24 protein-coding genes are annotated in these 26440 nt (G+C 70.3%); 19 read left to right on the top strand and 5 right to left on the bottom strand.

The genetic code is table 11. The annotated features are described in order from the left end of the window. Together OHB49_RS04880 and OHB49_RS04875 are read left to right on the top strand one after the other, a co-directional pair. Complete coding sequence (locus OHB49_RS04880) at positions 1–1284, top strand: transporter (RefSeq protein ID WP_329158211.1); 1284 nt, start codon at positions 1–3, stop codon at positions 1282–1284. A 32-nt stretch (positions 1285–1316) separates the two neighbouring features. Then, complete coding sequence (locus tag OHB49_RS04875) at positions 1317–2342, top strand: hypothetical protein (protein WP_329158209.1); 1026 nt, start codon at positions 1317–1319, stop codon at positions 2340–2342. A 224-nt stretch (positions 2343–2566) separates the two neighbouring features. Here the strand turns inward: OHB49_RS04875 and OHB49_RS04870 are convergent, their stop codons facing one another. Continuing rightward, on the bottom strand, positions 2567–3730 hold the full coding sequence (locus tag OHB49_RS04870) for a betaine/proline/choline family ABC transporter ATP-binding protein (RefSeq protein ID WP_329158207.1): 1164 nt from the start codon (positions 3728–3730) through the stop codon (positions 2567–2569). A gap of 106 nt (positions 3731–3836) precedes the next feature. Between OHB49_RS04870 and OHB49_RS04865 the strand changes: the two genes are divergently transcribed. Further along, positions 3837–5132, top strand: coding sequence for an alpha/beta fold hydrolase (locus OHB49_RS04865; RefSeq protein WP_329158205.1), 1296 nt, complete (start codon positions 3837–3839; stop codon positions 5130–5132). A gap of 76 nt (positions 5133–5208) precedes the next feature. Here OHB49_RS04865 and OHB49_RS04860 read toward each other — a convergent pair whose 3' ends face one another. Next, positions 5209–5781 (bottom strand): rhodanese-like domain-containing protein, encoded by a 573-nt coding sequence (locus OHB49_RS04860; protein ID WP_329158203.1) that lies wholly within the window; start codon positions 5779–5781, stop codon positions 5209–5211. Positions 5782–5858: 77 nt separating this feature from the next. Between OHB49_RS04860 and OHB49_RS04855 the strand changes: the two genes are divergently transcribed. The 9 genes from OHB49_RS04855 to OHB49_RS04815 all read left to right on the top strand — a co-directional run bounded on the left by OHB49_RS04855 (position 5859) and on the right by OHB49_RS04815 (position 15877). Continuing rightward, a complete protein-coding gene (locus OHB49_RS04855) occupies positions 5859–6137 on the top strand; it encodes a metal-sensitive transcriptional regulator (protein WP_030976068.1) in 279 nt (92 codons plus the stop codon). Between the two features lie 318 nt (positions 6138–6455). Further along, complete coding sequence (locus OHB49_RS04850) at positions 6456–7280, top strand: LLM class F420-dependent oxidoreductase (RefSeq protein ID WP_329158202.1); 825 nt, start codon at positions 6456–6458, stop codon at positions 7278–7280. A 79-nt stretch (positions 7281–7359) separates the two neighbouring features. Continuing rightward, positions 7360–7788, top strand: coding sequence for a TIGR03668 family PPOX class F420-dependent oxidoreductase (locus tag OHB49_RS04845; protein ID WP_030976070.1), 429 nt, complete (start codon positions 7360–7362; stop codon positions 7786–7788). A gap of 395 nt (positions 7789–8183) precedes the next feature. Beyond that, a complete protein-coding gene (locus OHB49_RS04840) occupies positions 8184–10859 on the top strand; it encodes a beta-N-acetylglucosaminidase domain-containing protein (RefSeq protein ID WP_329158198.1) in 2676 nt (891 codons plus the stop codon). A 214-nt stretch (positions 10860–11073) separates the two neighbouring features. Next, a complete protein-coding gene (locus tag OHB49_RS04835) occupies positions 11074–12042 on the top strand; it encodes an NADPH:quinone oxidoreductase family protein (protein ID WP_030976072.1) in 969 nt (322 codons plus the stop codon). Continuing rightward, on the top strand, positions 12039–13232 hold the full coding sequence (locus tag OHB49_RS04830; protein ID WP_329158196.1) for an acyl-CoA dehydrogenase family protein: 1194 nt from the start codon (positions 12039–12041) through the stop codon (positions 13230–13232). Before OHB49_RS04835 ends, OHB49_RS04830 begins: the two co-directional genes overlap by 4 nt. Next, positions 13229–14356 carry an acyl-CoA dehydrogenase family protein gene (locus OHB49_RS04825; protein WP_329158194.1) on the top strand — a complete coding sequence of 376 codons (1128 nt, stop codon included), beginning with the start codon at positions 13229–13231 and terminating at the stop codon, positions 14354–14356. Before OHB49_RS04830 ends, OHB49_RS04825 begins: the two co-directional genes overlap by 4 nt. 298 nt (positions 14357–14654) lie before the next feature. Beyond that, positions 14655–15548, top strand: a complete 894-nt coding sequence (locus OHB49_RS04820) for a phosphatidylinositol-specific phospholipase C/glycerophosphodiester phosphodiesterase family protein (protein ID WP_329158192.1) — start codon at positions 14655–14657, stop codon at positions 15546–15548. Positions 15549–15682: 134 nt separating this feature from the next. Next, positions 15683–15877 (top strand): hypothetical protein, encoded by a 195-nt coding sequence (locus OHB49_RS04815; RefSeq protein WP_030976078.1) that lies wholly within the window; start codon positions 15683–15685, stop codon positions 15875–15877. A gap of 332 nt (positions 15878–16209) precedes the next feature. Here OHB49_RS04815 and OHB49_RS04810 read toward each other — a convergent pair whose 3' ends face one another. Then, on the bottom strand, positions 16210–16572 hold the full coding sequence (locus OHB49_RS04810; protein WP_313940666.1) for a DUF779 domain-containing protein: 363 nt from the start codon (positions 16570–16572) through the stop codon (positions 16210–16212). A 273-nt stretch (positions 16573–16845) separates the two neighbouring features. On the opposite strand from OHB49_RS04810, the gene OHB49_RS04805 reads away from it, so the two are divergent. From OHB49_RS04805 to rbsD, 5 genes are read left to right on the top strand one after another with little or no spacing between them, the layout of a single operon-like run. Further along, the gene (locus OHB49_RS04805; protein WP_329158189.1) at positions 16846–17862 is read left to right on the top strand and encodes a LacI family DNA-binding transcriptional regulator; all 1017 of its coding nucleotides are present in this window, start codon (positions 16846–16848) and stop codon (positions 17860–17862) included. Next, positions 17859–19403, top strand: a complete 1545-nt coding sequence (locus OHB49_RS04800) for a sugar ABC transporter ATP-binding protein (protein ID WP_030976084.1) — start codon at positions 17859–17861, stop codon at positions 19401–19403. The genes OHB49_RS04805 and OHB49_RS04800 overlap by 4 nt, the downstream gene beginning before the upstream one ends. Next, positions 19393–21345, top strand: a complete 1953-nt coding sequence (locus OHB49_RS04795) for an ABC transporter permease/substrate-binding protein (protein WP_329158185.1) — start codon at positions 19393–19395, stop codon at positions 21343–21345. Before OHB49_RS04800 ends, OHB49_RS04795 begins: the two co-directional genes overlap by 11 nt. Positions 21346–21383: 38 nt before the next feature. Further along, complete coding sequence (locus OHB49_RS04790; RefSeq protein WP_030976088.1) at positions 21384–22289, top strand: ribokinase; 906 nt, start codon at positions 21384–21386, stop codon at positions 22287–22289. Next, the gene (rbsD, locus tag OHB49_RS04785; protein ID WP_329158183.1) at positions 22286–22675 is read left to right on the top strand and encodes a D-ribose pyranase; all 390 of its coding nucleotides are present in this window, start codon (positions 22286–22288) and stop codon (positions 22673–22675) included. The genes OHB49_RS04790 and rbsD overlap by 4 nt, the downstream gene beginning before the upstream one ends. Positions 22676–22793: 118 nt before the next feature. Here rbsD and OHB49_RS04780 read toward each other — a convergent pair whose 3' ends face one another. Next, complete coding sequence (locus OHB49_RS04780) at positions 22794–23261, bottom strand: methylated-DNA--[protein]-cysteine S-methyltransferase (RefSeq protein WP_329158181.1); 468 nt, start codon at positions 23259–23261, stop codon at positions 22794–22796. Positions 23262–23474: 213 nt separating this feature from the next. On the opposite strand from OHB49_RS04780, the gene OHB49_RS04775 reads away from it, so the two are divergent. Then, the gene (locus OHB49_RS04775) at positions 23475–24059 is read left to right on the top strand and encodes a helix-turn-helix domain-containing protein (RefSeq protein WP_030976094.1); all 585 of its coding nucleotides are present in this window, start codon (positions 23475–23477) and stop codon (positions 24057–24059) included. 90 nt (positions 24060–24149) lie between these two features. Here the strand turns inward: OHB49_RS04775 and OHB49_RS04770 are convergent, their stop codons facing one another. Next, complete coding sequence (locus tag OHB49_RS04770; RefSeq protein WP_329158178.1) at positions 24150–25241, bottom strand: NAD(P)/FAD-dependent oxidoreductase; 1092 nt, start codon at positions 25239–25241, stop codon at positions 24150–24152. Between the two features lie 683 nt (positions 25242–25924). Between OHB49_RS04770 and OHB49_RS04765 the strand changes: the two genes are divergently transcribed. Continuing rightward, entirely contained in the window at positions 25925–26272 is a 348-nt protein-coding gene (locus OHB49_RS04765; protein ID WP_329158176.1) for a VOC family protein, read from the top strand. Positions 26273–26440 lie beyond the last annotated feature (168 nt).

The raw sequence follows: 26440 nt of genomic DNA, 5'->3' as shown, positions 1-26440 counted from the left end.
ATGGGCGTCGTCATCCTCCTCGTCATGGCGGCCGGTGTCGCCGCGATGCTCACCCGGAAACTCCCCACGGCCTTCGCGCTCGTCGTCCTGGCCATCGTCATCGCCTTCGTCGCGGGGGCCCCGCTCACCGGCAAGAACAGCGTTCTGGACACCGTCCTCCAGGAAGGCGCCCCGGCCCTCGCGGCCACCATGATCGCCATCCTGCTCGGCTCCTGGCTCGGCAAGCTGCTGGACGAGACGGGCATTGCGGGCACCCTCGTCCGCAAGATCGTCGAATTCGGCGGTGACCGCCCGGTAGTGGTGGCACTGGGTGTCCTCGTCGTCTCCACCCTCGTCGGTACGGTGACGGGCTCCGCGCCGGCCGCGATGCTCGCCGGGATCATCGGCATCCCCGCGATGATCGCCGTCGGCATCCCCAAGGTCACCGCAGCCGGCACGATCCTCATGGGCATCGCGGCAGGAATGCCGTTCGAGCTCCCCATCTGGCAGTTCTTCTCCACCGCGCTCGAATTGCCCGTCCCCACCGTCCGAGGCTTCATGATCAAACTGTTCCCCTTCGCACTGGCAGCCGCGGTCCTTTTCGTCCTCATCGAGTCCCGCCGCCGCGGCGTCGAACACGCCTGGTCCGCCAAGTCCCTCGCCGCCAAGCCGCGCTCCGGCCGGCGCGTCCGGCTCGGTGACGCCCCTTGGTACGCGCTGCTCACCCCGGTTGTGCCCCTGGTCCTGGCCCTCGGTCTGGACGTGGCCATCATTCCGTCGCTGCTCGCGGGCGTGCTGTACTGCCTGGTCACCACCACCCGGCCGCGTGAGATGAACAAGCGGCTGCTGCGCACCCTCTACGGAGGCTTCGAGGTCGCCGCCGCACCGATCGCCCTGTTCGTCGCCATCGGCATCCTGCTCGCAGCCGTGAAACTGCCCGGAGCGATCGACGCGCTCGAACCCCTCGTCAAGGCGGTCAGCCCGCAGAACGCCGTGCTGTTCGTGCTCGTCTTCACCGTCCTCGTACCGCTCTGCCTCTACCGCGGCCCGCTCAACGTCTTCGGCCTCGGCGCGGGTATTGCCGGTGTCCTGATCGCAGCGGGAATCTACCCCGCCACCGCGGTGCTGGGTCTCGCCACCTCGTACAACCAGGTGTTCGGCGTCGCCGACCCCACGAGTACCCAGACGGTGTGGAGCGCGCAGTACGCGGGCGTCACGCCCCAGCAGGTGATGGTCCGCACGCTGCCGTACGTCTGGGCCGTCGCCCTCGGCGGATTCTGCGTGACCGCCGCCACGTACCTCTGACACGTTCACCACTCCTGGGACGGAGTTCACCCATGAACGAACCGCAGATCCACCCCGAGAGCGAGCCGCGGATGGGCCGCCGCCTCTTCCTGCGCTCAGCCGCAGCCGCCGGTACGGTCCTCGCTGTCGGCGCCACCACGACCGGCACCGCGGCCGCCGCGCCCGCCGGCTTCCCCGACTACCGGTACGTCAAGACGCTGCTGCAGCCCTCGCAGCTGAAGTACAACCCCACCGGCGAGATCATCTTCCCCTGCATCAGGGGAGCGGCGGGCCGGGTGCCGGCGCCGCTGGGCCGGTACTACCTCTACTACGCGCCGCACGACGCCCCCGGTGGCATCTGCCTCGCCTACGGCGACGACATCGAGGGCCCCTTCACCGAGTACCCCGCCAACCCGATCGTGGCCAACGACTGGCAGCCGCACTACAAGGTCAGTCATGTCTCGTCGCCGCACGTCCTGTGGAACGAGGACGCGCAGGAGATGTGGCTCTACTTCCACGGCGAGAACACCACGACCCGCCTCGCCCGCTCGAAGGACGGCATCCACTTCACGTACGACAAGGTGGTGCTGACCACGGCGATGCTCCCGGCCGGGACGACGGAGACGTCATACGCCCGGGTCTTCCCGCACGATCTGCCCTCGCGCGGCGCCCGCTACGTGATGCTGTTCATGCTGAACAACACCACCAATCACCGTGACATCCACTGGGGCTGGTCCGCCGACGGCCGTGACTGGACGTTCGACCAGAAACCACTGGTCAGCCATGCCGACGTCGGTGCCGTGAATGTCGGGGGCCCGCATCTTCTCACCCGGAACGGCAGCGCGTACGTCGTCTACAACAACGACAAGGAGAGCGGCGGCAACCTCCTGATCACCGAGGTCGGCAACGACTTCTCCCGCCGCGACCACCTGGGTCTCTTCCATGACTCGCTCTCCGGCGCACCGGACAACGGGCGCAGCGCGGCGCCGAGTTTCGGTACGCAGGACGGGGCGGCGTACATGGTCTACGAGGCGGGCGAGCGGCTCCAGGGGGCCATTGCGGTGGCCCGAGCGGTTTAGGGCCTGCCCGGCGGATCGGGGTCGGTCGGGCCCCATCCGCCATCCGGCCCGCGGGCGCGGCGAATGCACGTTGCCCGCAGGCCGGAGGCCTGTGACGCTCCCTCTGATGCCTGACAGCGATTCGAGCGGTTCGCCTCAGGTCGCGGCGCTCTTCCCGCATGGCCGTCCGACGGCGATCCCCCGGGTCCTGTCGGGCGCGTGGCGTGCGACGCGCAGCGCGCTCGCTACGCGCCCGCCACCGAGTCGAACCGCACCTCGTCGCGTCCCACTCCCCGCGCGTCCGCGTCCACCGACCGACGCAGCGCCTCATGGAGCTTCGCCGGAGTCAGTACGCCGAGGAAACGCGCACCGTCCAGCACCGCCACCCAGCCGGCGTCCTGCTGGAGCATCTCGCTGAACGCCTGCTTCAGCGGGGTGCCGACCGGCACCCACGTGTCCATCCGGCGTGCCAGGTCACCGACCGTGCGATGTTCTCCGGCGGTCCGCAGAGCGTCCGCCGACACCCAGCCGTGCAGCTCGCCCTCGCTGTTCAGTACGACCGCCCAGCGGGCGTCCGCGCCGGTCAGCCGGGCCGCCGCCGTCCGGGCGGGTTCGTCGAGCCGCGCCACCGGCGGTTCCTCCAGGTCGTCCGGCTCGATCGTGGTGACCGACAGCCGTTTCAGCCCCCGGTCCGCGCCCACGAACCGGGCCACGTACGGAGTCGCGGGCATGCCGAGCACGGCCGCCGGGCTGTCGAACTGCTCGATGCGCCCCTCCCCGTACACGGCGATCCGGTCGCCCATCCGGACCGCCTCCTCGATGTCATGGGTCACCATCAGGACCGTCTTCCTGACCGCCGCCTGCAGGCTCAGGAACTCGTCCTGCAGCCGCTCGCGCACCACAGGGTCGACCGCGCCGAACGGTTCGTCCATCAGCAGAACCGGCGGATCGGCGGCCAGCGCCCGTGCCACGCCCACCCTTTGCCGCTGGCCGCCGGAAAGCTGGGCGGGGTAGCGGGACCCGTACGTGTTCGGGTCCAGTCCCACCAGATCCAGCAGCTCGGCCGCCCGCTCCCGCGCCCTCGCCCGCTTCCAGCCGACCAACGAGGGGACGGTCGCCGTGTTGTCGAGGACCGTCCGGTGCGGGAAGAGCCCGACCTGCTGGATGACATAGCCGATCCGGCGGCGCAGCTTCACCGGGTCGACCTGCGCGATGTCCTCGCCGTCGACCAGGATCCTGCCCGAGGTCGGCTCGATCAGCCGGTTCACCATCATCATCGTGGTCGTCTTGCCGCAGCCGGACGGTCCGACCAACGTGACGAGTTCCCCCTCGCCCACCTCGAAGGACAGCCCGTCGACCGCGGTCGTACCGTCCGGATAGACCTTGCTGACCTGCTCGAACCGGATCATGACTGCACGCTAGGAGCGCCCCGCGCGCTGCGCACACGGGCCGGGACCGTCCGAGTCACGGCCGTGTGCTGAACTGTCCGTGAAACATCTGATCCAGGAGCATCTCTTGAGCAGTTACCGGCAGCCCGGCGTCGTTCTCACCGACCGTCATTTCACGGTTCCTCTCGATCACACCGATCCGGGCGGTGAGCAGATCGAGCTCTTCGGCCGGGAAGCCGTCGCCCGCGGCAAGGCCGGCGACGATCTGCCGTGGTTGGTCTATCTGGAGGGCGGACCGGGCTTCGGGGCCCGTCGCTTCGTCGGTACGGAGGCCTGGCTGGGGCGGGCGGTGGAGGAGTTCCGCGTGCTGCTCCTCGACCAGCGCGGCACCGGCCTTTCGACCCCCGCCAACCGGCAGACGCTGCCGCTGCGCGGCGGCCCGCGCGAGCAGGCCGACTATCTTGCCCACTTCCGCTCCGACAACATCGTGCGCGACTGCGAGCTGATCCGGCCGCAGCTGACCGGCGGCGCCCCGTGGACCGTGCTCGGCCAGTCGTTCGGCGGCTTCTGTGCGGTCCACTACCTGTCGGCCGCCCCCGAGGGGCTCAAGGCTGTCCTGATCACCGGCGGGCTGCCCTCGCTCGATGCCCACGCGGACGACGTCTACCGCGCCGCGTACCCACGGATCGAGCGCAAGGTCGCCGCCCACTACGCCCGCTACCCGCAGGACGTCGAGCGCGTCCGCGAGATCGCCGCGTACCTTGCGGAGCACCGCCCGGAGAGCGCCGGACACCGCCTCACGCCCGAGGGGTTCCAGTCCCTGGGCATCATGCTCGGCAGCGGCAACGGCAGCCACCAGCTGCACTACCTGCTGGAGAACGCCTTCGTCCGCACGCCGCTGGGCATCGAGCTCTCCGACACGTTCCAGGAAGCCATGCGCACCGCCAACTCGTTCGCGGGCCACCCCCTGTACGCCCTGATGCACGAGGCGATCTACGGCCAGGGCAAGCAGCCCACCGGCTGGGCCGCCGAGCGGGTCCGCGCCGAATTCCCCCAGTTCGACGTCGCCACCGCCCTGGCGGGCGACGGGCCGGTGCTCCTCACCGGCGAGACCATCCACCCCTGGCACTTCGAGGTCGACCCGGCGCTGCGCCCGCTGCGCGAGACCGCCGAACTGCTCGCCTCCCGTACCGACTGGCCCGAGCTGTACGACCCCGAGCGCCTCGCCGCCAACCAGGTGCCGGTCGCCGCGGCCGTCTACCACGACGACATGTACGTAGACACGGAGCATGCGCTGCGCACCGCCGCGTCGATCCGCGGACTGCGCACCTGGGTGACGAACGAGTTCGAGCACGACGGCCTGCGCGCCGGGGGACCGCGGGTGCTGGACCGGCTGCTGGCCCTCGTCCGGGACGACGTCTGACCTGCTTGTTCACGGCAGGAGCCGGTCACGCCGGTGGCGTGACCGGCTCCTGCCGTACGGGCACTTCCGTACCGCTTCAGTTCTGCAGTGCGTCCAGCGTGGCGTCGAAGTCCGCAGCCGAGCGCGGGGCCCGGTTGTGCGGCAGCTTCGAGAGAACGGCCGCCATCCCGCAGGTGTTGGTCACCGCGGAGAAGACCAGCCCGGAGCCGATGCCCGCCGACAGCCAGCGTGCGGCCGGGAAGCGCCGACCCGCGAGCAGACCGGCCACCACGAGCGAACCGGCGGCGAACCGGACCTGACGCTCCATCGGCCAGGTGGCCCGGGCGCCGGCGGGGCGGTCCAGGCCGTGGCCCTCGCCCTCCCATGCCGACGTGCCGCCGGACAGCGTGACGGCGTCGATGTCCGCCGCGGCGAGAACGTCGCAGGCGCGGGTGGAACGGATCCCGGAGGCACACACCACGAGCAGGGAGCCGCGGGCCGACGCCGCCTTCAGGGCGGGCAGCGCCTCGTCGAGACGGTCCAGCGGGATGTTCAGCGCGCCCGGCACGTGCCCGGAGCCGTACTCGCCCGGGGCGCGCACGTCGATGACGGTGAATTCGGCGATCCGGGCCGCGGCCTGGGCGGGGGAGAGAGAGGCGGGGCTGGTCACGAGGGGAGCTTCCTTTCGTCGCCGGGGCGTACCCCGGACAGGCTAGAATACCCCCTGGGGTATTCGGAGGAGGATGTGTGGAACTCGACATGGCGGCCGATGAACTGAAATCGGTCCTCAATCGCCTTCGCCGCGCTCAGGGCCAGCTTGCCGCGATCATCCGGATGATCGAGGAAGGCCGGGACTGCGAGGACGTCATCACCCAAATGGCAGCTGTTTCGCGCGCGCTCGACCGGGCGGGTTTCGCGATCATCGCGACGGGCCTCCAGCACTGCATGGCCGACGACACCGCCGAACCGGCCGACCGGAACCAGATGCGCGCCCGGCTGGAGAAGCTGTTCCTCTCGCTCGCCTGAGCCCGGATCCCGGCCGGCCGGTGACGGCGTGGCGTGGCTCGGACCACCGTATCGACCAGCATGAAGAGGGCGACGGCGAGCGGCGGTACGCCGAAGATCCGCTGGAGTGCGGCAGTGGACACCTTGGTGGCCAGACGCTTGCCGTCCCGGGCATCGAGGACCGTCGCCGTGGACGGGGCGATCACCGCCCGGTCCAGTGAGGTGGGGGGCCACGCGATGGTTCTCCCGGGTGGTCATGGAAACGGGAACGCCGGGGGCGGGTAGTCAACAGATCTGTGCCACCCGTCCTCTCCCCACTCAATCCTCGACGGAGCCGCCGTGAAATTCGGGGTATCGACTTTCATCACCGACCAGGGAATCGGCCCGACCTCGCTCGGGGCCGCGCTCGAAGAACGGTCTTTCGACTCGTTGTTCATCGCCGAGCACAGCCACATCCCGGCCGACCGTCAGACGCCCTACCCGGGCGGTGGTGAACTGCCGGAGGTCTACTACCGCACCCTGGACCCCTTCGTTGCCCTGACCGCGGTCGGCGTGGTGACCGAGCGGCTGCTGCTGGGCACCGGTATCGCCCTGATCCCGCAGCGGGACCCGATCATCACGGCGAAGGAAGTCGCTTCGCTCGATCTGGTCTCCGGCGGCCGCGTGATCTTCGGTATCGGTGTCGGCTGGAACCGTGAGGAGATGCGGAACCACGGCACGGATCCCTCGACCCGTGGCCGGCTCACCGACGAGCGGCTGCGCGCCATGCGAGAGCTGTGGACCTCGGAGAGAGCCGAGTTCCACGGTGAGTTCGTGAACTTCGATCCGGTCTTCGCATGGCCCAAGCCCGTGCAGCGACCCCATCCGCCGATCTACGTCGGTGGCGGCGAGGGCGCGTTCCCGCGGGTGGCGCAACTCGGAGACGCGTGGCTGGCCAACAGCGCCTCGCCGCAGGAGCTCGGTCCACGGATCGAGCGGCTGCGCGCACTTGCCGAGCGAGAGGTGCCGGTGACGGTGTACGCGGCTTCCGACGACCCCGGTCAGATCGAGGGCTACATCGGTCTGGGCGTCGAACGACTGTTGTTCTACGTGCCGACGATGCCCGAACGGGAGACGCTGGAGTACCTCGACCGGCTGGCCGAAGTGGCCGGCCGATACCGCTGAGATGCGCCTCGGGGTGTGGGGTCGATCCGGAAATCCCCGACCGCCCGCCGTGATCGCCGCAACTGTCGTAAGGGGTGCGATGCCCGCTCTGACGAGTGCTGAGGCCCGGGAGAGGTTCGCCGCGGCGCGCATCGCCCACCTGGCGACGATCGACGCGGCCTCCCGCCCGCATCTGGTGCCGGTGGTGTTCGCCCTGGACGGCGACACGGTGATGCTGGCCGTGGACCACAAACCGAAGCGGACGACGCGCCTGAAACGCCTGGCCAACATCGCCGCCCACCCTTCGGTCTGTCTGCTCACCGACCACTACGAGGAGGACTGGGACCGGCTGTGGTGGGTGCGGGCCGATGGCGAGGCCCGGGTGCTCCCGTCACCCGACCGCTTCTCCGAGGCCGCCCGCTGTGTCGGCCTGCTCAGGGCGAAATACCGGCAGTACGCCGAGCACCCTCCTGACGGACCGGTGGTCGAGGTCTCGGTCCTGCGGTGGAGCGGCTGGCGCGCGTCGTGAGTCCATCACACACATGGTCCGCCGCTCGCCGGGCGTTCGGCGCCAACTGCTTTGCGGGAAAACGATAGTTGGCCGACGCGTTGTCGGTCAGCGCGTCCGGTGGGCCTCGTGTCGCCTCTTTCGCGTCGACCACCTCCGTGGTCTGCTCCGGCTCCCGGATGTCGCCGACCGGGGCCGTCGTTGGGCCCGCCACGACCGCCGGCTCTTCCCGCGTTCCCGGCAGCCGCTCCGGCCCACGACCCGTCAGGGCGTGTATCGCACCCCTCTTGCGAAGACAAAACACCAGGTCCAGGCGTTGATGTTGTCCAGACCATTGACATGTCGGCGCCACGATGTTGAATTCGGTCTCGTTGTGTTGCGCGACTCTGATGACTTGAGTGACCCATGGAGGACCTGTGACGCCTCGCCCACCCCGTCTCACCGCGCTCGCCGCGGCCGCGAGTCTGCTCGTCGGTGGCCTGCTGACCGCCGCGCCGGCTGCCCAGGCCGCCGACAGCGGCCGGACGGACGCCCTGACGAATGCCGAGACCGGCCGACGCACTCCGGCCATCACCCCGACCCCGCAATCCGTCAGGACCCGGTCCGACCGGATCACGATCAGCCCCACCGTCACCCTCGTGACGGGCGACACCTCCGACGAACCCTCCGTGAAGGTCGTCGAAGCCGCGCTGCGACGAGCCGGTGCGCAGCGGATCGTACGGAGCGACAGCCCCGGCAGAAGCGGACTCACCGTCCACATCGGTGCCACCGCCGCCCTCGCGGCCCAGCACATCGAAGGCCCCGACGCGCTGCCCGCCGACGGATACGTCCTCGGCATCGGTGCCGACCGCATCGTCCTCGCGGGCAAGGACACCACCGGCACGTACTACGCCGCCCAGACCCTCCGTCAGATCCTGCCGCGGCAGAACCACCCCGGCACCAAGGTCGACGGGCTTGCCGTGCGCGACTGGCCGGGCACCGCGCTGCGCGGCGTCATCGAGGGCTTCTACGGCACGCCTTGGTCCCATGCGGCGCGCCTCGACCAGCTCGACTACTACGGCGAGCACAAGATGAACATCTATGTGTACTCGCCGAAGGACGACGCGTATCTCCGCGCGAAGTGGCGCGACCAGTATCCCGCCGATCAGCTGGCGCAGATCAAGGAACTCGCCGACCGGGCCGTGCAGCGGCACGTCGAGTTCACCTATGCCCTCTCGCCCGGACTTTCCGTCTGCTACAGCTCCGACGCCGACGCCAAGGCGCTCGTCGACAAGTTCCAGACGATCTGGGACATCGGTGTACGCACCTTCGCCGTCCCACTCGACGACATCAGCTACACCGACTGGAACTGCGCGGCGGACGAGGAGAAGTGGGGGACCGGCGGCGGTGCGGCGGGTGCCGCGCAGGCGTACCTCCTGAACAAGGTGAACAAGGAGTTCATCGCCACGCACCCGGGCGCCCAGCCGCTCCAGATGGTGCCCACCGAGTACTACAACGTCTCGGCGTCGCCCTACAAGACGGCGCTCGCCGAGCAACTCGACCCCGATGTCCTCGTCGAGTGGACGGGTGTCGGCGTCATCGCGCCGACGATGACCGTCGCCCAGGCCAAGGCCGCCCGCACGGTCTTCAACCACCCGATCCTGACCTGGGACAACTACCCGGTCAACGACTACGTCACCAACCGGCTGCTGCTCGGCCCGTTCAACGGCCGCGAGAAGGGGCTGCCGGGGGAGCTGGCCGGGATCACCGCCAACCCGATGATCCAGCCGTACGCCTCCAAGCTCTCGCTCTACACGGTCGCGGACTACTCCTGGAACGACGCCGCGTACGACGAGCGGGCCTCGTGGCTGCAGGGGCTCAAGGAGTACGCGGGCGGCGACGCCCGCACCGAGAAGGCGCTGCGGGCCTTCGCCGACATCAACTACAGCTCGGCGCTGAACAAGCAGGAAGCACCCGACCTGGCAGCCGAGTTCGCCCGCTACTGGAAGTCCGGGGACGTGGCGCGGCTCACCTCGGTGCTCCGTGATCTGGGCGACGCCCCGGACCGCCTGCGCGGCAGCCTCCCGGACCGTGGGTTCATCGACGACTCCGGCCCCTGGCTGGACGCCACCGAGGCCTGGGCAACCGCGACCCGCACCGCCCTGCGCATGGTCGAGGCGGCGCGCGCCGGAAAGGGCGCGCAGGCCTGGGAGCTCCGTCGGCAGCTGCCCGCACTCGTCGCCGAGGCGAAGTCCTTCACCTACACGGGCCTTGACGGTCGCAAGGTGCCGGTCATCGTCGGCGACGGGGTGCTGGACGGATTCGTCGACAAGGCGAGTGCCGAACACGACCGGATCATCGGTGTGAGCGGCAGGCCCACGGCATCGACCAGCCTCGGAACGTACCAGACCAACACCGTCGCCCGGATGCTCGACGGCGACGACTCGACGTACTTCTGGAGCGACGCGCCCCCCGCCGCCGGTGATCAGCTCACCGTCGACCTGGGCCGGGCACGGGAGATCGGCGACATCACCCTCGCCATGGCCAAGCCCGGCAGCACCGGCGACTACCTCCACGACGGCGTGCTGGAGTACTCCGTCGACGGGCAGAGCTGGCAGCAGCTCACCACGTTCTCCGGAAAGCCGGATGTCACCGCAACAGCCCCCGCCGGTACGAAGGCCCGCTATGTGCGGGCGCGGGCGACCGCGGGCCAGACGAACTGGCTTGTCGTGCGTGAGTTCGCCGTCGAGCTGAAGGACGGTGCGGTGGCCGGCGGGCCGCCCGCCTCCAGCGGATCCGCCCTGCGCTCGGCGGCCGACGGTGACCTGGGCACCGTCTACCGGGCGGCGCGCGCGCCCGAGGCCGGTGAGGTGCTGGAGCTGGGTCTCGGCTCCGTGCGCTCCGTCGGGTCCGTCACCGTCCTGCAGCCGGCCGGGGCGGACGCCCTCGCCGACATCCAGCTGCGGGGCGTCGACGGCACCTGGCACACCGTCGGCGAGCTCGACGGTCCGTACACCAGGGTGAACACGACCGGTCGCACAGCTGATGCGGTACGTCTCGCCTGGCGTGCCGGGTCGGCGGCGCCGCAGATCGCCGAGCTGGTGGTCGGCTGAACCGGTAGGTCCGTCGGAGCGGCCCTCGACACCGGCCGGCTCCGCTCCGGCCGGCCGCGCGCCCGGCACCCCCGGACCTCTCGGGGCGTGCCGGGCGCGCAGTCATGTCCCGGCTCGGCCGAATCGGTCCGGGCAGGCTGTTCCCAGGTGGGCAAGCGACCGCTTAGTATGCGCCGGAGCAGTGGTAATGCCGACAGTGTTGTGGAGGCCCCTCATGCAGGCATGGCGAGTGCACCGGAACGGCGAGCCGAGCGAGGTGATGCGGCTCGAGGAGACGGAGCGGCCCACGCCCGGCGACGGACAGGTGCTCCTCAAGGTGCTCGCGGCGAACATCAACTTCCCGGACGCGCTGCTCTGCCGCGGCCAGTACCAGGTGCGGCCGCCCCTGCCGTTCACCCCGGGAGTCGAGATCTGCGGCGAGACGCAGGACGGGCGCCGGGTCCTCGCCACCCCCGCCCTGCCGAACGGCGGCTTCGCCGAGTACGTCGTCGCGGACGAGGCGGCTCTTCTGCCCGCCCCGGACACCCTGGACGACGCCGAAGCGGCCGCGCTGCACATCGGCTACCAGACGGGCTGGTTCGGACTGCACCGCAGGGCTCACCTCCAGGCGGGCGAGACCCTCCTCGTGCACGCCGCGGCGGGCGGTGTCGGCAGCGCGGCCGTCCAGCTCGGCAAGGCCGCCGGGGCCAAGGTCATCGGGGTCGTCGGAGGCCCCGAGAAGGCCAAGATCGCCCATGAGCTCGGCTGCGACCTGGTCATCGACCGCCGCACCGAGGACATTGTCGCGGCGGTCAAGGAAGCCACCGGTGGGCGCGGCGCCGACGTCGTGTACGACCCGGTCGGCGGCGACGCGTACGCCAAGTCGGTGAAGTGCATCGCCTTCGAGGGCCGGGTGATCGTCGTCGGCTTCGCGAGCGGCGTCATCCCGACCCCGGCGCTCAACCACGCACTGGTCAAGAACTATTCGATCGTCGGGCTCCACTGGGGTCTGTACAACACCAAGGACCCGGCCGCGGTCCGCGCCTGCCACCAGGAGCTCACCGCGCTCGCGGCGCGCGGTGTCATCAAGCCGCTGATCAGCGAGCGTGTCGCGATGGACGGTGCGGCGGACGCGGTCCAGCGTGTCGCCGACGGCACGAGCACCGGCCGTATCGTCGTCCTTCCGGCGGGAGCCGCCCGATGACGGCCATCGACGCGGCCGAACTCCGCCGCCGCACCCGGGAGCTGCTTGCCGCGCACCCCCCGGCCACCACGGAACGCACGGACTTCCTGCGGGCCCGCTTCGACGCCGGCCTCGCGTGGGTGCACTATCCGGCCGGGCTCGGCGGACTCGACGCACCCCGCTCCCTGCAGCCGGTCGTTGACGCCGAACTCGCCGCAGCAGGCGCCCCCGACAACGACCCGCGCCGCATCGGTATCGGCCTCGGCATGGCCGCCCCCACCATCCTCGGCTTCGGCACCGAGGAGCAGAAGCGGCGCTTCCTGCGCCCCCTGTGGGTCGGCGAGGAGGTGTGGTGCCAGCTCTTCAGCGAGCCGGGCGCCGGGTCCGACCTGGCCGCGCTGGGCACCCGCGCCGTGCGCGAAGCGGCCGACGGGGACTGGATCGTCGACGGCCAGAAGGTCTGGACGTCCAGTGCCCATGTGGCCCGATGGGCGATACTCATCGCCCGCACCGACCCGGACCTGCCCAAGCACCGAGGCATCAGCTACTTCATCTGCGACATGACCGACCCGGGTGTCGAGGTACGGCCGCTGCGTCAGATCACCGGCGAGGCCGAGTTCAACGAGGTCTTCCTCACCGGCGTACGTATCCCAGACAGCCGACGGCTCGGCCCGGTCGGCGCCGGCTGGAAGGTCGCCCAGACCACCCTCATGAACGAGCGCGTCTCGATCGGCGGATCCCGGATCCCGCGCGAGGGCGGCATGATCGGCCCGGTTGCCAAGACCTGGCGCGAACGTCCCGAACTGCGCACCCACGATCTCCACCAGCGGCTGCTCACCCTCTGGGTCGAGGCCGAGGTCGCCAGGCTCGCCGGCGAACGGCTGCGCCAGCAGCTCGTCGCCGGGCAGCCGGGCCCTGAAGGCTCCGGCATGAAACTCGCCTTCGCCCGACTCAACCAGGAGATCAGCGGACTTGAGGTCGAACTCCTCGGCGAGGACGGGCTGTTGTACAGCGACTGGACGATGCGCCGACCGGACCTGGTCGACTTCACCGGACGCGATGCGGGCTACCGCTATCTGCGGTCCAAGGGCAACTCGATCGAGGGCGGCACGAGCGAGGTTCTGCTGAACATCGTCGCCGAACGCGTCCTCGGGCTGCCCGCCGAGCCACGCAACGACAAGGACGTCGCCTGGAAGGACCTGTCCCGATGACAGCACAGACCGAAGAGACCGTGGCGCCCGATCTGCTGTACTCGGAGGCCGAGGACGACCTGCGGGCCGCCGTACGGTCGTTGCTCGCCGACCGGTCCGACGCGCCGACAGTAATCGCCCGCATCGAGTCCGACACGCCGTACGACCCGCAGCTGTGGAAGGCTCTCGGCGCCGACATCGGCGCCGCCGGGCTGCTCGTGCCGGAGAAACTCGGCGGCCAGGGCGCCGGCCATCGCGAGGCTGCGGTCGTCCTGGAGGAACTGGGCCGCAGCGTGGCCCCCGCCCCCTACCTGACCAGCGCGGTCGTCGCGACCGAGGCACTCCTCGCCCTGGGGAGCGAGGACGGTCCGGTCGCCGAACTCCTCGGCGAGCTGGCCGCAGGACGCAAGGTCGCGGTCCTCGCCGTGCCGTTCCCCGCGGCGCCGGAGAACAGCTCGGCGGCCGAGGCCGTGACCGGCACGCTGGACGGCACCGTCACGGCGGTCGCCGACGCCGCCGCAGCCGATGTACTGCTCGTGCCGACCACCGACGGCCTGTACGCGGTCGAGGCGGCTGCGCCCGGCGTCACCGTCGAGCCGCTCGTCGCGCTCGACCAGACCCGCCCGCTCGCCACCGTCACCCTCACCGCCGCCACCGGAACCCGCCTCGCCGACGCGGTAGCGGCACGCTCCGCCGTACGCCGCGGGCTGCTCGCCGGTGCCGGACTGCTCGCCTCCGAGCAGCTCGGCCTCGCCGAGTGGTGCCTGACCGAGACGGTCAGGTACACCCGCGAACGACATCAGTTCAACCGGCCCATCGGGTCGTTCCAGGCGCTCAAGCACCGGATGGCGCAGCTCTGGCTGGAGGTCGTCTCGGCCCGCGCCGCTGCGCGAAACGCCGCGGACGCCCTCGCGACCGGCAGCCCCGACACGCCCCTCGCGGTGGCTGTGGCACAGGCGTACTGCTCCAAGGTCGCGGTCCACGCCGCGGAGGAGTGCATCCAGCTGCACGGCGGCATCGGTATGACGTGGGAGCACCCCGCGCACCTGTATCTGAAGCGGGCCAAGGCCGACGCGATCGCGTACGGCACGGCCGGAAGCCATCGCGAGGCGATCGCCGAACTGATGGAACTGCCCGCGCCGTAGCGGAACCGCGCCCATGTCGGCGGGACGTGGGGCAGGGACATGTGCCATATATCCCTGCCCCCTTCGTCGTTCCGGCCGGGTGGCCGGGCGGTGCAGAGCAGGGGCCCGATCGAACAGGACCATGCAGACCGGCCACGCCCCGCTCCACCCACGAGCCCGTCCGCCCGGGGGAACGGCAGTCGACGGACGGTCGACGACCGCGTCAACTCTTGGCAGGTACCTGCCCAACGGTGTCGCTCCGGACCCATACTCGGTCGCGTCCGCCCGTCCGGTCCGCACCTCGTTCCCGGGAGAATTCATGGCGTTCCCGACCCGCCGTCGCGTCGTCACCACCGCCCTTGCCACCCTGGCCGCAGGCGCAGCCGTCCCCCTTCAGCCGGCCGCGGCCGCCGCGCCCGTCGCCGCGCGGCACCGCCCGCCCCTACGCCCGCTGCGACAGGCCCACGCGCACAACGACTACCTCCACACGCACCCACTCCACGACGCTCTCTCTCACGGGTTCACCAGCGTCGAGGCGGACATCTTCCTCGTGGACGGGGAGTTGCTCGTCGCCCACGAAGCCACCGACCTGGACCCCACCCGCACCCTTGCGTCGCTCTACCTTGACCCGTTGCTGGCCAGGGTCAGGGCCAACCACGGCACGGTGTACGCCGGGTACCGCGAACCCGTGCAGCTGCTCATCGACATCAAGACGGACGGCGCCGCCGCCTACCTGGAGCTCGACCGGCAACTACGGCGGTACCGCCGGATGCTGACTTCGTACCACGACGGCCGGGTACGCGCAGGCGCAGTCACCCCCGTCATCTCCGGCGACCGCGCCGCACGGGTCCCGATGGAGGGGCAGCGCACGCGCCTCGCCTTCTACGACGGCAGGCTCGACGACCTCGGCACCGCGGCGACAGCCTCATTCATCCCGCTCATCAGCAGCAACTGGACCGAGAGCTTCGGCTGGCTGGGCACGGGCTCGTTCCCCGCCGCCGAGCGGGACAGGCTCCGCGCCCTCGTCGGCGCAGCCCACCGCGGCGGGCAGCGCGTCCGCTTCTGGGCGACGCCGGACGTCGCGGGACCCGAGCGCGACGCCGTCTGGACCGAACTGCTGGCCGCCGGGGTCGACCATCTCAACACGGATGACCTGGCCGGGCTCGAGCTCTTCCTCCGCGCGAAGAACAGCGGCACCCGGGAAGGCGTCTGACGGGCCGTAGGGCCTGCGGCGGTGACAGTCAGTCAACACCCGGATGGCGGACACGCCAGTGCGCCGGATGGCCCCTTCGTTACGCCACACTGGCGGCCGAATGCCGCATTCCGGCGCGGCGGAGGAGGTTGGCCATGGCCATTTCGATCTCACTGGTGCTGTTACTGCTGGTCCTTGCGGTGATCTTCCTCCGCAACGGCGGACTGAAGCTCTCGCACGCGATCGTCTGCGCGCTGCTCGGATTCTTCCTGGCGGGGACGAGCATGGCGCCGAGCATTCAGGAGGGGCTCACGGCCACGGCCGACGTCGTCAGCAGCCTCGCGCCCTGATCGGACTTGTTGTGGCGCAGTGAACCAGTCATGAAACACAGGGCACTTCAGTGGACACCTCAAGGGGGTCGCTCCGGCGTTCGGCGGCGGTGCGACCCCGCACGTAAGCCGACCTCTTCGGGGACGTCGACACCTGGTAACCCGCCGCGGTCGACTTCAGCACCGGTGAATCCGCCGACGCAGGGTGACGGGCACGGGCCCCTCGTACAAGAACAACTCGGCGCCGATCACCATCGGTCGCGATGGCGCGGCCTGCGTCGGCGTGTTCAACGGCATCGCGGCGCTGCGCGACGCGCGGTGACGTACAGGGTCGGGGGCGCGGCCTGCGCGGATCAGGCGCCGACGAGGCGCGACCGGATCAGGAACCGGACCCCCTCCGGTGCCTCCAGCGAGAACCCGCTGCCACGCCCCGCCACCACATCGACGATCAGGCGGGTGTGCGCCCACACCTCGAACTGGCTCTTCGACATCCAGAAGGGGACGCGCTCCGCGACCCCGTCGACCGTGAGCGAGGCGAGCAGCACGTCGGAGTTGCCGGTACGGAACTCGCCGTCCTGGTAGCACATGGGCGCACTGCCGTCGCAGCAGCCGCCGGACTGGTGGAACATCAGCGGCCCGTGGGCCTCGCGCAGCCGCCGCACCAGATCGGCGGCTGCGGGGGTGAGCTCCACGAGCGGTGCGTCCGAGGGGGTCACGTGTCGGCCTTTCGCTGTCCGATACCGATGCGGTGGCTCCAGGTAACCCCGCACGACGTTGCGTGGAGGTTGCACGGGACCGCGAGCACTGCAGGTCGCGCTCATGTGAGCATCGCTTTATTACGGTTGCGTCTCGCTGTGTCGGGAGGGTCTTGCTTCTGAGGCGTGTAATCGTTTCCAATTGCTCGTGTAATCGTTTCCACGAGCCTCGGCGCCGACCGCGTCACCCTCTGGATCCGATGCTCACGGAAACCACAAGGAGGTGGTCCGGCAGTGGCGAGCATCAAAGATGTCGCAGCCGAGGCGGGCGTGTCCGTCGCCACGGTGTCGCGTGTCCTCAACAGTCATCCGTCCGTCAGCCCCGACGCGAGAGCCCGCGTCCTCGCCGCTGTCGACGCGCTCGGCTACCGGCCCAATGCCGTCGCCCGGTCGCTGCGCACCGACCAGACGCGCACCCTCGGGCTGATCATCAGCGACGTACTCAACCCGTACTTCACCGCACTGGCCCGCGCGGTCGAGGAAGAGGCGCGCGCCCTCGGGTACAGCGTCATCATCGGAAACGCCGACGAGCGGCCCGAGCTGCAGGACCACCACGTCCGTACGCTCCTCGACCGCCGGATCGACGGGCTCCTGGTCTCGCCCACCGACGGCGGATCCCCGCAGATACTCGACGCCGCGCGTGCCGGCACCCCCATGGTCTTCGTGGACCGCTGGATTCCCGGGGTGGACGTGCCGGTGGTGCGCGCCGACGGATGTCCCGCCGTGCGGGACCTCGTCGCCCATCTGCACCGCCTCGGCCACCGCCGGCTCGCGATCATCGCGGGCCCGGCTGCCACCACCACCGGCAGCGAGCGCGTCGAGGCCTTTCGCGACGCCTTGGGTGAGCACGGGCTTCCGCTGCCCGACGCCTACATCGGGCAGGGCGACTTCCAGGCGGACAGCGGACGCCGTGCCACTGAGCGATTCCTGGCCCTGCCCGAGCCGCCCGACGCGGTCTTCGCCGCCGACAACCTGATGGCCCTCGGCGCACTCGACGCGATCCGTGCCCACGGGCTGCGGGTTCCGCAGGACATCGCGCTCGCCGCGTTCGACGACATCCCGTGGTTCGTCCACACCGATCCGCCGATCACGGCGATCGCCCAGCCGACCGGAGACCTCGGCCGAGCCGCCGTAAGGGCGCTGGTCGACGTCATCGAGGGCCGGCCTCCGCAGTCCGTCACCCTTTCCGCAAGTCTCGTCGTACGCAGGTCGTGCGGCGAGCCCGCTTCGAACCGGAGGAGCAACCTGTGAGCAGCCAGGACGAGTTGCTGCGTATCGAGGGAATACGAAAGACCTTCCCCGGCGTGGTCGCGCTGGACTCCGTCGACTTCGACCTGCGCCGCGGCGAGGTGCACGTCCTGCTCGGTGAGAACGGCGCAGGCAAGAGCACGCTGATCAAGATGCTCTCCGGCGCCTACCGCCCGGACAGCGGGCGGATCCTGGTCGACGGTAACGAGGTGCGGGTCCACGGCGCCCAGGACGCCGAACGGCTCGGGATCGCCACCATCTACCAGGAATTCAACCTGGTGCCCGAGCTGACCGTCGCCGAGAACATCTTCCTCGGCCGCCAGCCGCGGCGCTTCGGCATGATCGACCGCAAGAAGATGGAGGCGGACGCCGAGGAACTCCTGCGCCGGGTCGGCGTGCACGTCTCACCGAAGGCCAAGGTGCGCGAACTGGGCATCGCCCGGCTCCAGATGGTGGAGATCGCCAAGGCTCTCAGCCTGAACGCCCGCGTCCTGATCATGGACGAGCCGACCGCCGTGCTGACCAGCGAAGAGGTGGACAAGCTCTTCCGGATCGTCCGGCAGCTGCGCGCGGACGGCGTGGGGATCGTCTTCATCACCCACCACCTGGAGGAGATCGCGGCGCTCGGCGACCGGGTCACCGTTCTGCGCGACGGCCGCAGCATCGACCAGGTGCCCGCCACGACCCCCGAGAACGAGCTCGTACGGCTGATGGTCGGGCGCAGCATCGAGCAGCAGTATCCGCGCGAACGCCCGGAGACGGGCGAAGCGTTGCTCTCCGTGCGCGGGCTGACCCGCGGCGGCGTCTTCCACGACATCAGCTTCGACGTGCACGCCGGAGAGGTCGTCGGACTCGCCGGACTCGTCGGCGCCGGCCGCACCGAGGTCGTCCGCGCCGTCTTCGGCGCCGACATCTACGACGCGGGGAGCGTCGAGGTGGGCGGCGAGCGGCTGGGCAAGGGCGACGTGAACGCGGCCATGGGCGCCGGGATCGGGCTCGTGCCCGAGGACCGCAAGGGGCAGGGCCTCGTGCTCGACGCCTCGGTGCAGGAGAACCTCGGCCTGGTCACGCTGCGTTCGGCCAGCCGCGGCGGTCTCGTGGACCTCAAGGGGCAGCGCACCGCCGCCGCCCGGATCGCCGAGGAGCTCGGCGTACGGATGGCAGGCCTCGGCCAGCACGTCCGGACTCTCTCCGGCGGCAACCAGCAGAAGGTCGTCATCGGGAAGTGGCTGCTCGCCGATACCAGGGTGCTGATCCTCGACGAGCCGACCCGAGGCATCGACGTCGGCGCGAAGGTCGAGATCTATCAGCTCATCAACCAACTGACGGCCTCCGGCCACGCGGTCCTGATGATCTCCAGCGACCTTCCCGAAGTCCTCGGCATGAGCGACCGGGTGCTCGTCATGGCCCAGGGTCGGATCGCCGGCGAACTGCCCGCGCACGAAGCGACCCAGGACGCGGTCATGGCGCTCGCCGTCAGCGGCCCGTCCGTAACAACCACCCCAGATGTGAACGATGAAGTGGAGGGCTCCCGTGGCCACTGACACGCTCAAGAGCAATTCGGGCGCAAGTGGCGCCTCGGCGCTCCGCCGCATCCTGCTCGACAACGGCGCACTGAGCGCCCTGGTGGTCCTGGTGGTGGCGATGTCGCTGCTCTCCGGCGACTTCCTCACCACTCAGAACCTGCTGAATGTGGGTGTGCAGGCCTCCGTCACGGCGATTCTCGCGTTCGGCGTGACCTTCGTCATCGTCTCGGCAGGTATCGACCTCTCCGTCGGCTCGGTGGCGGCGCTCTCGGCGACCGTGCTCGCCTGGATGGCGACGTCCGAAGGCGTCCCCGTGTGGATCGCGGTGATCCTCGCCGTGGCGACTGGTATCGCCTGCGGTCTCGTCAACGGAGCCCTCGTCTCGTACGGGAAACTCCCGCCGTTCATCGCCACGTTGGCGATGCTCTCGATCGGCCGCGGCCTGTCCCTCGTCATCTCGCAAGGCAGCCCGATCCCCTTCCCCGACTCCGTCTCGGTGCTCGGCGACACGCTCGGCGGGTGGCTGCCCGTCCCCGTCCTCGTGATGGTCGCGATGGGGCTGGTGACGGCGGTCGTCCTCGGGCGCACGTACATCGGCCGTTCGATGTACGCCATCGGTGGCAACGAGGAAGCGGCCCGTCTCTCGGGCCTGCGCGTCAAGCGGCAGAAGCTCGTCATCTACGCCCTGTCCGGACTCTTCGCCGCTGTCGCGGGCATCGTCCTCGCATCCCGCCTGGTCTCCGCGCAGCCGCAGGCCGCTCAGGGGTACGAGCTGGACGCGATCGCCGCGGTCGTCATCGGCGGCGCCAGCCTCGCGGGCGGCGTCGGCAAGGCCTCCGGAACCCTGATCGGCGCGCTGATACTCGCCGTGCTCCGCAACGGCCTCAACCTGCTGTCCGTCTCGGCCTTCTGGCAGCAGGTCGTCATCGGTGTCGTGATCGCGCTCGCGGTCCTGCTGGACACGGTGCGCCGACGGGCCGGTGGTGGGTCCGCGACGTCGGCGCCCTCGTCGGGTGCTTCCGGGCCCCGGGGCAAGGGAGCCGCGAAAATCGCGATCGCCGCGGTGTGCGTGGCGGCCGTCGTCGCAGCCGTGTCCTTCTTCAACTCCGGCAACTCCGGTACGACCACCAAGGTCGGCATGTCGCTCTCCACGCTCAACAACCCCTTCTTCGTCCAGATGAAGGCGGGCGCGCAGGCCGAGGCGAAGGACGCCGGCATCGACCTCACCGTGACGGACGCGCAGAACGACGCGTCGCAGCAGGCCAACCAGCTGCAGAACTTCACCGGCGCAGGCATGCAGTCGATCATCGTCAACCCGGTGGACTCGGACGCGGTGGGACCTGCGGTGCGGGCCGCCAACAAGGCGCACATCCCGGTGGTCGCCGCCGACCGTGGTGTCAACAAGGCGGACACGGCGACGCTCGTCGCCTCCGACAACGTCGCGGGCGGCAGGCTCGCCGCGAAGGCGCTCGCCGAGAAGCTCGGCGGCAAGGGCGACATCGTCGTCCTCCAGGGCACCGCGGGCACCTCCGCCAGCCGCGAGCGCGGCAAGGGATTCACCGAGGGTCTGAAGGCCTACCCGGGGATCAAGGTCGTCGCCTCGCAGCCCGCGGACTTCGACCGCACGAAGGGCCTGGACGTCATGACCAACCTCCTGCAGTCCCACCCGCGCATCACCGGTGTCTTCGCCGAGAACGACGAGATGGCGCTCGGCGCGGTCAAGGCGCTCGGCAGCAAGGCCGGCAAGTCCGTCGACGTCGTCGGGTTCGACGGCACCCCCGACGGCCTGAAGGCGGTCGCCGCGGGCACCCTGTACGCCTCGGTCGCCCAGCAGCCGAAGGAACTCGGGAAGATCGCCGTGCAGAACGCGGTCGAGGCCGCGCGCGGCAAGCAGGTCGACAGCATGGTCAAGGTGCCGGTGAAGGTCGTGACGGAGAAGAACGTCGCCGACTTCTCCTGACCAGCCCCACCCCCGTACCTCATGAAAGGAGGACAGTGATGCGCGACTACGACCTGCTGGTCGTGGGGTCGGCCAACGCCGACCTGGTGATCGGCGTCGAGCGTCGACCTGCGCCGGGTGAGACCGTGCTCGGTTCCGATCTTGCGGTCCACCCCGGCGGCAAGGGAGCCAACCAGGCCGTCGCCGCCGCCCGCCTCGGCGCCAGTACCGCGCTGCTCGCCAGGGTCGGCGACGACGCCCATGGGCGACTGCTGCTGGAATCACAGCGCGCGGCCGGTGTCGATACCGGTGGTGTCCAGGTCGGCGGTGCGCCCACCGGCGTCGCGCTGATCACGGTAGATCCGTCGGGTGACAACAGCATCGTGGTCTCGCCCGGGGCCAACGCCCGGCTGACGCCCGGCGACATCCGGGCCGCCGGCGGCCTGCTCGCCGGTGCCCGGGTCGTCTCGGCGCAGCTGGAGATCCCCCTGGAGACCGTGGCCGAGGTGGTACGCACCCGGCCGGCCGGTTCCCGGTTCGTACTGAATCCGTCGCCGCCCGCGCCGCTGCCCGCGGACGTACTCGCCGCCTGCGACCCGCTGGTCGTCAACGAGCACGAGGCCCGGTTCACGCTCGGCGATGCGGCGGGGCCGGGCCCCGAGGACTGGGCGCGGGAGCTTCTCGCGCTCGGCCCGCGGTCGGTGGTGGTCACACTGGGTGCGCAGGGCGCGCTGGTCGCCGACGGCCGTACGGGGATCGTGGTACTGGTCCCCAGTCCCAGGGTCGACGCCGTGGACACCACCGGGGCCGGCGACGCCTTCACCGCGGCCCTCGCCTGGCGGCTCAGCCTGGGCGAGGACCTCGCGACGGCTGCCGCCTTCGCCGTGCGGGTGGGCGCCGCCGCCGTCACCAGGGAAGGCGCCCAGGCGTCCTTCCCGACCGCCGAGGAGGTCTCCGCGCTGTGAAGAAGGCCGGAATCCTCAACCGTCATCTGGCCGGGGCACTGGCCGAACTGGGCCATGGCGACAGGGTCCTCGTCTGCGACGCGGGCATGCCCGTCCCGGCCGGTCCGCGCGTCGTCGATCTGGCCTTCCGCGCCGGGATCCCTTCCTTCGCCGACGTGCTCGAAGGGCTGCTGGACGAGCTGGTGATCGAGGGCGCCACGGCCGCGCGCGAGGTGCGGGAGGCGAATCCTGAGGCCGCCCGGCTGCTGGCAGGGTGCTTCCCGGATCTGGATCTGGTAGCACACGACGAGCTCAAGGCGCTGTCGGCAGGGGCGCGGCTGGTGGTACGTACCGGAGAGGCACGGCCCTACGCGAACGCGATGCTGCGCTGCGGCGTCTTCTTCTGACACGCGTGCGTACGAGTGAAGCCCGGCACCGCGTCACGGTGCCGGGCCTCACTGCGTGTCCTGGCGGTCCGCCGGCTCCGGTACGGCAGTCCGTCCCCGCCGAGCAGGTACACGCGACTCAGGTGGCATCGTGGAAGACCAGGCCCAGCGCATGGCGGCGGCCGGACCGGACGGTACTGACCCCGTGCCGCATGGCACCTGCCGACCTGGCGCCGACCGCCCCGCCCACGGCCTGCACCCGCTCACGCGGAAGGCCGAGCCGTTCGGTCAGCTTGCCGTAGGTGGTGGTGGCGCCGTACGGGATGGCATCCAGGGCGCCCCACACCTGCTGCTGGAATTCGGTCCCCGTGGGCATGAACTCCATCTGAAACATGGTCAGTTCACCTTCGAAGTACGCCCGGATCTGTCGTACTGCCTCGGCAAAGGCGGCTTGGTCGTGCCGTCGGCCCGTGCGGACGACGGGAGCCTTCCTCATGCCCTGCACGGACAGTGAGGTGATCGCCGTGCCACCCGGTGCGGTGCCGGACTCCTGGCCCATCAGGAGCAGTTGGCCGAGCGGGCTGTCGATCACGGTGTGGACCCTCATGGTCGTGGTCCCTTCGTCTGGCTGTTGCCGTTCCGCTCTCACAGCCTGAGGGTTTCGGGTGCGAGAGGCCGGCGGTAATCGGACGCCGCGCCGGGCCTTGTCGTAGGGACGGGGCTCCACGACGTCGGAGGGGCTCATCACGACACCCTGACGTCGATGTGCGATGCCACGCCGAGCTGATCCACTTGCAATTGGCTGTGCCGTTTCAGCAAGATGGCGGATGTGGACGAGCTGAGCACCGTACTGGCCGCTGTCGGGCCGCGACTGCGCGCACTGCGCAGGCAGCGTGGCATCACCCTGGCCGACCTGGCGGAGACGACCGGCATCTCGGAGAGCACGCTCTCGCGACTGGAGAGCGGTGGGCGGCGGCCGAACCTGGAACTGCTGCTGCCACTGGCCCGCGCCTACGGAGTGCCGCTCGACGAGCTGGTCGGCGCACCGCGGACCGGGGACCCACGCGTACACCTGCGCCCGGTACGCCGATCCGGGATGACATTCGTGCCGCTGAGCCGCCGGGCCGGCGGAATGCAGGCGCACAAGCTGGTGATCCCGCCCAGCCGACGGGACACCGAACCCGACCTGAAGATCCACGAGGGGCACGAGTGGGTCTACGTCCTGAGCGGCCGCCTGAGGCTGCTCCTCGGAGACCAGGACCTGGTTCTCAAACCCGGTGAGGTGGCGGAGTTCGACACCCACCTGCCGCACTGGCTGGGATCCGCCGACTCCGACGCGGTCGAACTGCTCGTTCTCTTCGGCCCGCAGGGTGAGCGCGCCCACTTGCGCGCCCGCGCGACCTGACCGCATGCGGTGGTCCGCGCCCGCTCACGGGGCGGGAGCTCTTCGCGGGCGGCGGTCAGGCAGCGTACGCCGCCGACCCGCGCAGGGGAGTCACCGACCGGTGGGGCGACCCGGGCGGAGCAGCGTGTCGAGTCCATGGCGGCGATTCCCCAGGGCGCGCTCGCAGCCGGCTGCCTCAGCATCCGGGCTGAAGACATCGACGAACCGGTCCTCCTTCCGGCGCGCCACCGCGGTATCGGTGTCGGCGGCCACGAGGTCGGCGTTGATCGCCGCTGCTGCCTGTACTCCGGAGGCCGCGGCGGCGGGGACCCCACCCAACAGGTCGGTGACATTCCCGGCGACCCACACCCCGGCGACGCCGGTGAACCCGCTCGCGTCCGATTCCACGTAACTCCCCACGCCCATGGGGTGTTCCACCGCGGTCAGGCCGAGGCCCGCGAGCACCTCGCCACGGGCATCGAACCGGGGCGCCACCACCAGAGCCCGCACCGGTACCCGCAGGCCGGAGGAGAGCCGTACGGCCGACAGGTGGTCGTCGCTCACTTCGAGAGCGGCGACCTCTCCGTCGACCACGCCGATCCCGCGAGCGGCCAACTGCTCCCACTGCTCCTCGCCCGGGTCGTCCGCGGTGTGCAGGAAGAGAGTCACGTCCGCAGACAACTGGCGGAACAACAGCGCCTGATGCACTGCGGCGGGCCCTTCGGCCAGTACTCCGATCGGCGTGTCGCGCACCTCCCACCCATGGCAGTACGGGCAGTGCAGCACGTCACGACCCCACCGCTCCCGCAGGCCGGGGACATCGGGGAATTCGTCCATCAGCCCGGTGGTCACCAGCAGTCGCCGAGCACCGTAGCTCCGGCCTCCGGCGGTGTCCACGACGAACCGTTCGCGGTCACGGCGGACGGCCAGCACCCTGTCCGACACGACCTGGCCGCCGTAGCCGGTGACCTCCTCCTGACCGGCCCGCAGCAGCTCGCCCGGCGCGATTCCGTCGCGCGACAACAGTCCATGGACCCCGGATGCAGGCGCGTTGCGCGGCTCCCCGCAGTCGATCACCAGCACCGACCGCCGGGAACGGGCCAATGTCAGAGCACCGGACAGCCCGGCGACCCCACCTCCGACGACCACGACATCTACAACAGCAGCTGCCTCAGTGAGGCCGTTCTTCTCCGTCTCATCCATACGGACACCCTGCGAGCCACCCGAGCACGTATGCAAATTTTCTTGCTGTTATGGCAAGCCTGGAGGAAGTCGAGCGAGGTGCATCGGGATCTGTACCGTGCGCGGTTGCACGGCAGCGTCCGGCGCAGGTCAATCCCTGCGCGGCTCTTGACCGGACACTGTCGACTCGCCGAGTGTGTGGTGGCTGAGCTGAGCCGCCCTCACTCCCCGGAGGCGTGTGTGAGACGTCGTACAGGTCAGGGAACCGGTCACGGGACCGGTCGCGGATTTCGCGGCGCGGTTGCCGCCGCGGCGGCGGGGATGCTGGTGGTGGCGGCTTCAGCAGATCCGACAACGTTGTCAGGCGCTTCAACAACGTTGTCCTCCGTTCGCGACAGCGCCCTTCTCCGTGCCTGACGGAAAGCGGATCAAGAGTGTGACGCTTCCCGACAACGCCAGCCTGCACGTCTTCGCCGTCGGACTCGGCTGAGCGGCGAGCGGTCCGACGGCGCGTGCGGGCCGGGACGCGGGGTGGGCCGACGGCCCACGCCGTGCCCGAGCTCGCATGACGTAGTGACGTGACGGTCAGGCGACCAGCCGCGATGAGGCACGCAGCCGAACTAGCCTGGAGCTCGTCTCACCAGAGCGCGTGCCCGAGGTTTCCTGGGGCGGCTCATACACATGACTACTTCATGGAGGCGTTGATGGCCGTTCGCCGTGTCGTGCCCAACATCCAGTCGGAGACCGTCCAGGAGAGCCGCGACTTCTACGGTCTGCTGGGCCTCGAAGAGGTCATGAACCACGGCTGGATCATGACGCTTGCCTCTCCGTCCGCTCCGACGGCACAGGTCAGCTTCATGACGAACGACAGGACCGCACCGGTCGTGCCCGACATGAGCGTCGAGGTGGACGACGTGGACGCGGCCTACGCGGTGGTACGTGACAGCGGTGCGGAGATCCTGCACCCCTTGCAGGACGAGGAATGGGGTGTGCGCCGGTTCTTCGTCCGGGACCCCAACGGTCGGGTCGTCAACGTGCTGGGCCACCGATAGGGGGCATCGCGGCTTCCGCTCCCACGACCGAGCGGGTCGCCCCTGAGGAACTGCTGCACCGCGGAACCGGTGCTTCCGCGGCGCGCGGTCTGCCGCAGCCACCGCCCTTCCTGGCCCGTCGGTCTGCGAACCCGGATGGACCAGCATCGTTCGCGTCGGCCGCCGGCA

This window comes from Streptomyces sp. NBC_01717 (assembly GCF_036248255.1).
Taxonomy (GTDB): Bacteria; Actinomycetota; Actinomycetes; order Streptomycetales; family Streptomycetaceae; genus Streptomyces.
The sequence above is the reverse complement of the archived record's forward strand: the minus strand, read 5'-3'. Positions and strand labels throughout refer to the sequence as shown.